Annotated in this window: 9 protein-coding genes and 1 pseudogene; 6 read left to right on the top strand and 4 right to left on the bottom strand. The window is 67.8% G+C overall.

Annotation, left to right across the window (positions count from 1 at the left end):
• The 3 genes and pseudogenes from Q0U08_RS14975 to Q0U08_RS14965 all read left to right on the top strand — a co-directional run.
• Positions 1-451, top strand: a pseudogene (locus Q0U08_RS14975) (DNA polymerase III subunit gamma/tau); the annotation flags it as partial.
• Entirely contained in the window at positions 448-771 is a 324-nt protein-coding gene (locus tag Q0U08_RS14970) for a YbaB/EbfC family nucleoid-associated protein (RefSeq protein WP_112382552.1), read from the top strand. The pseudogene Q0U08_RS14975 and the gene Q0U08_RS14970, both read left to right, overlap by 4 nt.
• A gap of 75 nt (positions 772-846) precedes the next feature.
• Positions 847-1,113 carry a hypothetical protein gene (locus tag Q0U08_RS14965; protein ID WP_298092283.1) on the top strand — a complete coding sequence of 89 codons (267 nt, stop codon included), beginning with the start codon at positions 847-849 and terminating at the stop codon, positions 1,111-1,113.
• A gap of 38 nt (positions 1,114-1,151) precedes the next feature.
• Here the strand turns inward: Q0U08_RS14965 and mtgA are convergent, their stop codons facing one another.
• The 4 genes from mtgA to Q0U08_RS14945 form a co-directional block, all read right to left on the bottom strand.
• A complete protein-coding gene (gene mtgA, locus Q0U08_RS14960; protein ID WP_298092282.1) occupies positions 1,152-1,826 on the bottom strand; it encodes a monofunctional biosynthetic peptidoglycan transglycosylase in 675 nt (224 codons plus the stop codon).
• Between the two features lie 10 nt (positions 1,827-1,836).
• A complete protein-coding gene (locus Q0U08_RS14955; protein ID WP_298092281.1) occupies positions 1,837-3,072 on the bottom strand; it encodes an NAD(P)/FAD-dependent oxidoreductase in 1,236 nt (411 codons plus the stop codon).
• Position 3,073: 1 nt separating this feature from the next.
• The gene (gene rpoH / locus Q0U08_RS14950; protein ID WP_298092280.1) at positions 3,074-3,979 is read right to left on the bottom strand and encodes an RNA polymerase sigma factor RpoH; all 906 of its coding nucleotides are present in this window, start codon (positions 3,977-3,979) and stop codon (positions 3,074-3,076) included.
• A 68-nt stretch (positions 3,980-4,047) separates the two neighbouring features.
• Positions 4,048-4,995 carry an RluA family pseudouridine synthase gene (locus Q0U08_RS14945; protein ID WP_298092279.1) on the bottom strand — a complete coding sequence of 316 codons (948 nt, stop codon included), beginning with the start codon at positions 4,993-4,995 and terminating at the stop codon, positions 4,048-4,050.
• Positions 4,996-5,012: 17 nt separating this feature from the next.
• Here Q0U08_RS14945 and Q0U08_RS14940 point away from each other — a divergent pair, with 17 nt between their 5' ends.
• The 3 genes from Q0U08_RS14940 to Q0U08_RS14930 all read left to right on the top strand — a co-directional run.
• Entirely contained in the window at positions 5,013-5,465 is a 453-nt protein-coding gene (locus Q0U08_RS14940; RefSeq protein WP_298092278.1) for a M67 family metallopeptidase, read from the top strand.
• Positions 5,462-6,106: a histidine phosphotransferase family protein gene (locus Q0U08_RS14935; protein ID WP_298092276.1), complete on the top strand. Its 645-nt coding sequence runs from the start codon at positions 5,462-5,464 to the stop codon at positions 6,104-6,106. The genes Q0U08_RS14940 and Q0U08_RS14935 overlap by 4 nt, the downstream gene beginning before the upstream one ends.
• A gap of 91 nt (positions 6,107-6,197) precedes the next feature.
• Positions 6,198-7,778, top strand: a 1,581-nt coding sequence (locus Q0U08_RS14930) for a chemotaxis protein CheA (protein WP_298092274.1), incomplete at its 3' end; no start/stop codon positions are given.

Below are 7,778 nucleotides of genomic sequence, written 5' to 3'. Positions count from 1 at the left end.
GGGCGAGCTGGCGCGGCAACTGACGCAGCAGCCGGGGCATGGGGCGGGCGGGGCACCGGCTGCGCCGGCACCCGCGCCGCAAATGCCGGAGAGTTTCGAGGCGCTGGTCGAGCGTCTGGACGCCGAGGGGGAACTTCTGCTCGTCGCGCGGCTTCGTCAGGGGGGCCGGCTGGTGCGCTATCAACCGCCGGAGATCGTGTTCAGCGGTAGCCGGCCGATGGCGGCGGATACGCTGACCGATCTGGCGGCGGTGCTGAAGACGATGACGAAAAGCGCCTGGCGCATTACGTTGGACGATGTTCCGGGCCAGCCGACGCTGAACGAGGCGCAGCAGGTCCGGGATGAGGCGATCAAGGCCGCAACCTGGGATTCGCCCATGGTGCGTGCCGCACGGGAGGCCTTTCCCGAGACCGAACTCGTGGAATGGCCCGGAAAACGGAGCATGATGTGAAGAATCTAGACGACATCCTGGCGATGGCCCAGAACGTCCAGAACGAGCTGCAGAAGGCGCAGGCCAATCTCGACACGATCGAGGTCGAGGGCGCGTCGGGCGGCGGGCTGGTAAAGGTGAAGGCATCGGCCAAGGGCCGGATCATCGGCATTTCGATCGACGATTCGCTGATGCAGGTGTCCGAGAAGCAGATGCTGGAAGACCTGCTGGCTGCCGCGATCAACGATGCGCGTGGCAAGGCGGATACCGCATCGAATGCGGAAATGAGCAAGATGACCAGCGGCCTGCCGCTGCCGCCGGGCTTCAAGCTGCCGATCTGATCCGTTCCGGCGCGGGAACGAGTTTGCCGGCCATGGCGTTTGCCCCCTTGGAAATTAAGGAGGAGGAACAACGTCATGGCCGATGAGCGCTATTCCGACACGACGACGACCACCAACGGGGCTGCACCGGCAGGCCATACCACGACGATCATCGAGCGTCGCGGCGGCGGCGGGGTGGCTATCGCGCTGGTCCTGCTGGTGGCCGTGGTGATCGGCGCCTTCTTCCTGTTCAGCCAGAACGGCGCGGAAAGCCGCAAGGACGATGCGGTGGCGTCGGCTGCGCGGAGCGTCGGTGCCGCGGCGGACAAGGCCGGGGACGCGATTTCCGGCGAAGAAAAGTAGCGGTGTGATTCCCTCTCCCCGCCGGGGAGAGGGTTTGATCACCGGACGCAGGCATCCAGCCCTTGCCGGCGGACGACGCCGACATAACGGGCGATACGGTTGCCGTGGCGGCGCACGAAGCCGTCGGGGGAGACCGCCTCTCGCTTCTTGGGCAGCGGCAGGACGGCGGCAATGCGCGCCGCCTCTGTCGGTGACAGGCGCGAGGCGTTGTGATGGAAGTAGCGCATGGCACCGGCATTGGCGCCGTATGTGCCGATTCCGGTTTCCGCGATGTTCAGATAGACTTCCATGATGCGGCGCTTGCCCCACAGCGCCTCGATCAACACGGTGAAATAGGCCTCCGCCGCCTTGCGGACATAGCCGCCCCCCTGGAACAGGAAGGCGTTCTTGGCGGTCTGCTGGCTGATCGTCGATCCGCCGCGGATGCGCCCGCCCTTTGCATTGCGATAGGCCGCGCTGGCGATCGCATTGAAGTCGAAGCCGTGATGCTCGCAGAAGCGCGCGTCCTCGCCCGCGATGGCGGCGCGGGGCATGTCCGGGTCCATCTGCGACAGGGGCATCCAGTCCTTGGTCACCCCGCGCCCGCCGACGACATCGCCCAGCATGGTGAAGGTGAAGGGCGGCGGCACGAACCGGTACAGGCCGACCCACAGGACGGTGACGGCGACGAAGATGAGGGCGGCCTTGAGCAGCCAGCGGAGCGCACGGAACATGGCCGCCCTTCTAGGCGAGCGAACGGCCCGCTGTCATGACCGCATGTGCCGCGGCGACACCGGTGGCGTAGGCACCGTGCGCGGTGGAGAAGTCGTGGGACGAGCAGGCTTCGCCGGCGAAGAACAGCCGGTCGTCGACGGGCTCGGCCAGGGTTCGGCGGGCACCGGCATGGCCGACCCGCGCGTGGCTGTAGCTGCCGCGGATATGGGCGGCATGGCCCCAGTCGGTCGCGGCGAGCGGGTGGAGGCGGGTGCGCCAGTCGCTGCCGAGCAGCGCCACCAGTTCGTCGACCGCGAACGCGGTTGCGGCGGCCTCGCTTTCCATTGCCGCGGCACAGGCGCCGCCGAAGAAGCTTTCCACGATCGGCCAGCCAAAGGGGGACAGCCGGTGGCTGGCGGTGCAGGCCGCGTGCGGGTTGCCGGTCAGATGCTGATGCGCGGGCCAGGGCGGGCGGTCGACGGCAAGGAACACCTTGTCGGCCAGACCCAGCGGCAGGTTCGCGGCGGCGTCCTGCTTGTCCGGCAGGGGTGGATCGAAGACGATCTCGCCCGTGGCCAGCACGGGCGTGGGAACGGTGACGATCACCCGGTCGGCGGTCCGCGTGCCGGCGTCCGTATCCAGCCGGATGGCCTGCCCCCGGTGGTCGATGCGGGTGACGGCCGTGTTCAGATGGGCGGCGAGCGGCCGGGCGTGACCCGCGACCAGCGTGCCATATCCCTCCATAACAGCCCAGTTCTCCTCGCCGGCTGCATCCTCATAGGCGATCCAGTCGTGCAGCGAGACGGCATCCAGCGGCGCGCCATTGGCATAGCCGGAGATGGCGTCGATCATCGCGCGCCAGGGATCGTCCGGTGCGATGAATGCGGAAAGCGGCTGGTCCGGCCCGTCCAGGGCGGCGCGGGCGGCTTGTTCCCACCGGTCCCAAGCGTCGCCAAAGGCGCGTTGCTCCGGGGCCGGAAAACCCAGGTCGCGCCATTGTACACCCCAGTTGGGCGAGGATCGGTCGATGGTGAGGCGCGCCGCCTCGGCGATCTCGACCCATGGGTTGCGCCGTGCCGAGTGCAGCCAGCCGCAGCCGAAATCGACGGTGACATGACCGGTGGCGAGGGTGAGGGGCACGCTGTACGCACGACCGCCGAGGCGGTTACCCGCCTCGACCAGCGCTACGTCGTGCCCTGCATCGTGGAGGGTCCGCGCCGCCGCGATGCCGGCCGCGCCGCCGCCGATGACGACGGTGCGGCCCATGTCAGGCGGCGGCGAGCAGCCGCTTCTCACCGGCGAGACGCATCATCGCCTTTTGCAGCTTTTCAAAGGCGCGCACCTCGATCTGGCGGACGCGTTCACGGCTGACACCGTAAACCTGGCTGAGTTCCTCCAGCGTCTTGGGGTCGTCGGTCAGGCGGCGCTCGGTCAGGATGTGCTTTTCGCGGTCGTTGAGGTCATCCATTGCGGACACCAGCATGCCGTGGCGGACATCCGCCTCCTGCTGCTCGGCAACGACGGTGTCCTGCAGCGGCGTGTCGTCGGCCAGCCAGTCCTGCCACTGCCCCTCGCCATCCTCGCGCATCGGCACGTTGAGCGACGTGTCGCCGCCCATCGCCATGCGACGGTTCATCGACACGACATCGCCCTCGCTGACGCCGAGATCGGTGGCGATCTTGGCCACATCCTCCGGCTTCAGGTCGCCATCCTCGAACGCGTCGAGCTTGGACTTCATACGGCGCAGGTTGAAGAACAGCTTCTTCTGCGCCGCGGTGGTGCCCATCTTCACCAGGCTCCACGACCGCAGGATATATTCCTGGATCGACGCGCGGATCCACCACATCGCATAGGTGGCGAGGCGGAAGCCGCGATCGGGCTCGAACTTCTTCACGCCCTGCATCAGCCCGATATTGCCCTCCGAGATCAGCTCGGAGGTGGGCAGGCCATAACCGCGATAGCCCATCGCGATCTTGGCGACGAGGCGCAGGTGGCTGGTCACCAGTTGCGCGGCCGCATCCGGATCACCATGTTCCTGGAACCGTTTGGCGAGCATATATTCCTGCTCGGGCGCCAGGATCGGAAATTTCTTGATCTCGGCGAGATAGCGGTTGAGCGACTGCTCCCCGCCGAGCGCAGGAATCGTCGCCGGGACGTTGCTGCTTTTTGCCATGATCCTTGATCTCCCTTCCTTGGAGCCCATGCCGCGATGCCGTTTTCGGCGATGCGGTATGCTCCGTCCTATACGTGAAGCTGACTGAACAGTTCCTGCATATCGGCAGGCATCGGGCTTTCGAACGCCAAAGCGACGGATTTCACGGGGTGGATGAACCCCAGATGCGCCGCGTGCAAGGCCTGTCGGCGGAAACCGAGCGTTTCGAGCAGCCCTTTCTGTGTACCTTTTGTTCTACCATAAACCGGGTCGCCCAGCAAGGCGTGGCCGATCGAGGCCATGTGGACGCGCACCTGATGCGTGCGCCCCGTCTCCAGCCGGCATTCGACCAGCGCGGCATCACGCAGCCGCTCCATGGTGCGGTAGTGCGTCACCGCACGCTTGCCGCCGGCGACGATCGCCATCTTCTTGCGGTTCTGCGGACTGCGCGCGAGCGGTGCGTCGACCGAGCCTTCGGCGGGCTTGGGGATGCCGCCGGTGATCGCGCGGTAGCGGCGATCGATCGAGTGGGCGGCGAACTGTTTGGCCAGCCCCTCATGCGCGCGATCGGTCTTGGCGGCGACCATCAGCCCGGAGGTATCCTTGTCGATGCGGTGGACGATGCCCGGCCGCGCGACGCCGCCGATGCCCGACAGCGATCCGCCGCAATGATGGAGGAGCGCGTTGACGAGCGTCCCGTCCAGATTGCCCGCCGCCGGATGCACGACGAGCCCCGCCGGCTTGTCGATGACGATCAGATGCTCGTCCTCATAGGCGACGACGAGGGGAATATCCTGCGCCTCGTTATGCGGCAGCGTCGGGTTGGGCACGGTGACCAGGAACAGGTCGCCGCTGCTGGCGCGCTTGGCGGGATCGCGGGCGAGTACGCCGTCACGCGCCACCGCCCCGCTCGCGATCAGCACCTTCAGGCGCTCTCTCGACAAGGTCGGCACCGCGTCCGCCAGCGCACGATCCAGCCGCCAGCCGTCAGCCGCAGGCGCGATCGTCGCTTCAAGGATGGAAACCCCCCGGTCCATACCGTACCGATGTGCGCATGACCGTAACGATTTCAAGCGACACGTTGAAAAGAATTCGGGCGGCGGCGGCGGCTTCCCCGGATCTGGAAGTGTGCGGCCTGTTGCTGGGTGACGAAGCCCATATCCGCGAGGCGCGTGCCTGCCGCAATGTCAGCGTGACGCCCGCGACCCGGTTCGAGATCGATCCGGCGGCGCTGCTGGGCGCGTATCGCGAAGCGCGGGGCGGCGGCCCGGCGGTGCTGGGCCATTATCATTCGCATCCCAGCGGTCTGGCCGAGCCGTCGCCGCGCGATGCGGCGGATGCCGCCCCGGACGGGCGGTTGTGGCTGCTGGTGGCGGGCGATGCGGTCACCGCCTGGCGCGCGGTGGCGGCAGGTGAGCGGCATGGGCGGTTCACGCGCGTCACACTCGCTTGCGAAGACCCCGCGCCTCCGTCAGATAGGCAATCCTGTTGGAAGGATTATTCATGACCGTCAGTCCGGTGGATTTCGCGAGCCTGCTGTGTTCGCGGCTGTGCCACGATCTCCTGTCCCCGGTGGGTGCGCTCAACAACGGTCTGGAATTGCTGGCGGATGAGACCGATCCGGCGATGCGCGCGCGGTGCATGGACCTGTTGGCGGAAAGCGCGCGGGCATCCGCCAACAAGCTGAAATTCTTCCGCCTGGCGTTCGGTGCGGCGGGCGGGTTCGGCGACATGGTGGACATGCGCGAGGCACGGGCCGCGATCGAGGGACTGCTGGCGGATAATCGCCGCACGACGCTTGGTTGGGTGGTGGAGGAGCCGCAACTGCCCAAGCCCGCGGTCAAGATCCTGTTGAACCTGGCGCTGATCGGCGTCGAGGCGCTGGTGCGCGGCGGGCGCATCGATGTCGGTGCCGAGGTGCATGATACCGCGATCGAGATCGTGGTGAAGATCGAGGGTGCGCGGATCGCGCTGGATCCGGATCTGCGGCGGACGCTGGTGCAGGGCGAGGGGAGCGGCGAGGTGACGTCGCGCGGGGCGGCGGCGTTCCTGGTGCATACGCTGGCGACGGAGGCGAGCGGGCAGGTGCTGGTGTCCGAGCCGGCGGAGGGTGTGATGATCCTGGGCGCCGCGATGCGCGCAGTGTGATGGGGCGCGCAGTGTGACGAAGGCCGCCTAAACCGCCTCTTAACCGGTCGCGGTCCACATCGGTGTCCATCAAGGCGCTGATCGAGGACCCATGGACGACCTGTTGCAGGAATTCATCGCCGAGACGCGCGAAACTCTGGAAGCGTTGTCGGGCGAGATCGTCGCCTGGGAAGCGGCGCCCACGGACCGGGCGCGGCTGGATGCGATCTTCCGTTTCGTCCATACCGTGAAGGGCAGTTGCGGCTTTCTGGACCTGCCGCGCCTCGCGCGGTTGAGCCACGCCGCCGAGGACGTGCTGGCCGCGGTGCGCGACGGCACGCGCGTGCCCGATACGCACCTGGTCAACGCGGTATTGGCGATCGTCGACCGGATCGGCGAGATCGTCGAGGCGATCGATGCGGGGGCGGGGCTGGACGATTCGTCGGAGGACCTGCTGATCGCGGCGCTGAGCGGCGAGGTGGCGCCGGTGACGGCAGGCAGCCAGCCGAGCGCGCCGCGCGCCGCCAGTCGCAGCGTGCGGCTGAACGTCGATCTGCTCGACCGGATGATGAGCGGCATGTCCGAGATGGTGCTGGCGCGCAACGAGCTGGCACGGCGGCTGCGTGACGAGACGCTGGACCCGCGGCTGGAGGCGGCGCTGGACCGGCTGTCGCTGACCGTCGCCGACATGCGCGACACGGTGACGCGCACGCGCATGCAGAAGATCGAGGCGCTGTTCTCCGCCCTGCCGCGCATGGTGCGCGATACGGCTGCCGATCTGGGCAAGGCGGTGGCGCTGCGCATCGACGGTGCGGACGTCGAGCTGGACCGCGAGATGATCGAGCTGATGCGCGATCCGCTGGCGCATATCGTGCGCAATGCGATCGACCACGGCATCGAGGCGCCGGCGAAGCGCCGTGCCGCAGGCAAGAACGAGACGGGGCAACTGGTGATCGCCGCGCGCCAGTCGGGCAACCAGATCCTGATCGAGATCACCGATGACGGCGCCGGCATCGACATGGGCCGCATCGTCGCCAAGGCGATCGCCTGTGGCATCCGCAGCGAGGCCGAGATCGCCGCCATGTCGGAGGCGGAACGGCTGGAGCTGATCTTTGAGGCGGGTTTGTCGAGCCGTGACGTGGCCTCTGCCGTGTCCGGCCGCGGCGTCGGGATGGACGTGGTGCGCGCCAATATCGAGCATATCGGCGGGCGCATCTCGATCAACAATCAGCCCGGGCGCGGGCTGGGGCTGGTGATCCATGTGCCGCTGACCCTGTCGATCATCTCGACGATCGTGCTGGGAGCCGGCGGGCAGCGTTTCGCGGTCGCACGCCAGGCGATCGAGGAGATCGTGGCGATCCGGGGGGATCAGGTGCGGATCGACATGGTGGGCGATGCCGCGGTCGCCACCGTACGCGGCCGGCGCCTGCCGCTGCTGCCGCTGGCGGATTTCCTGGGGATCGAGGGCGGGCAGCTCGCCTCGCTGGCGATCGTCGCGACGCGCGACGGCGACTATGCACTGGGCATCGATTCGGTGCTGGATGCCGAGGAGGTGGTGGTGAAGCCCGCCGCGCCGGTGGTGATGGCGACCGGGCTCTATGCCGGGCAGACGCTGCCCGACAGCGGGTCGCCGATGCTGTTGCTGGACAGTGCCGGGCTGGCGACCGTGGCGGGCCTGCGCTTCCACCGCGCG

Source organism: uncultured Sphingomonas sp. (assembly GCF_946477935.1).
GTDB lineage: Bacteria > Pseudomonadota > Alphaproteobacteria > Sphingomonadales > Sphingomonadaceae > Sphingomonas.
The sequence above is the reverse complement of the archived record's forward strand: the minus strand, read 5'-3'. Positions and strand labels throughout refer to the sequence as shown.

Bases quoted from the DNA above. Each gene is read 5' to 3' on its own strand.
- rpoH (WP_298092280.1), bottom strand. From the start codon at position 3,979: ATGGCAAAAAGCAGCAACGTCCCGGCGACGATTCCTGCGCTCGGCGGG.
- Q0U08_RS14940 (WP_298092278.1), top strand. From the start codon at position 5,013: ATGACCGTAACGATTTCAAGCGACACGTTGAAAAGAATTCGGGCGGCG.
- Q0U08_RS14965 (WP_298092283.1), top strand. From the start codon at position 847: ATGGCCGATGAGCGCTATTCCGACACGACGACGACCACCAACGGGGCT.
- Q0U08_RS14955 (WP_298092281.1), bottom strand. From the start codon at position 3,072: ATGGGCCGCACCGTCGTCATCGGCGGCGGCGCGGCCGGCATCGCGGCG.
- mtgA (WP_298092282.1), bottom strand. From the start codon at position 1,826: ATGTTCCGTGCGCTCCGCTGGCTGCTCAAGGCCGCCCTCATCTTCGTC.
- Q0U08_RS14935 (WP_298092276.1), top strand. From the start codon at position 5,462: ATGACCGTCAGTCCGGTGGATTTCGCGAGCCTGCTGTGTTCGCGGCTG.
- Q0U08_RS14945 (WP_298092279.1), bottom strand. From the start codon at position 4,995: ATGGACCGGGGGGTTTCCATCCTTGAAGCGACGATCGCGCCTGCGGCT.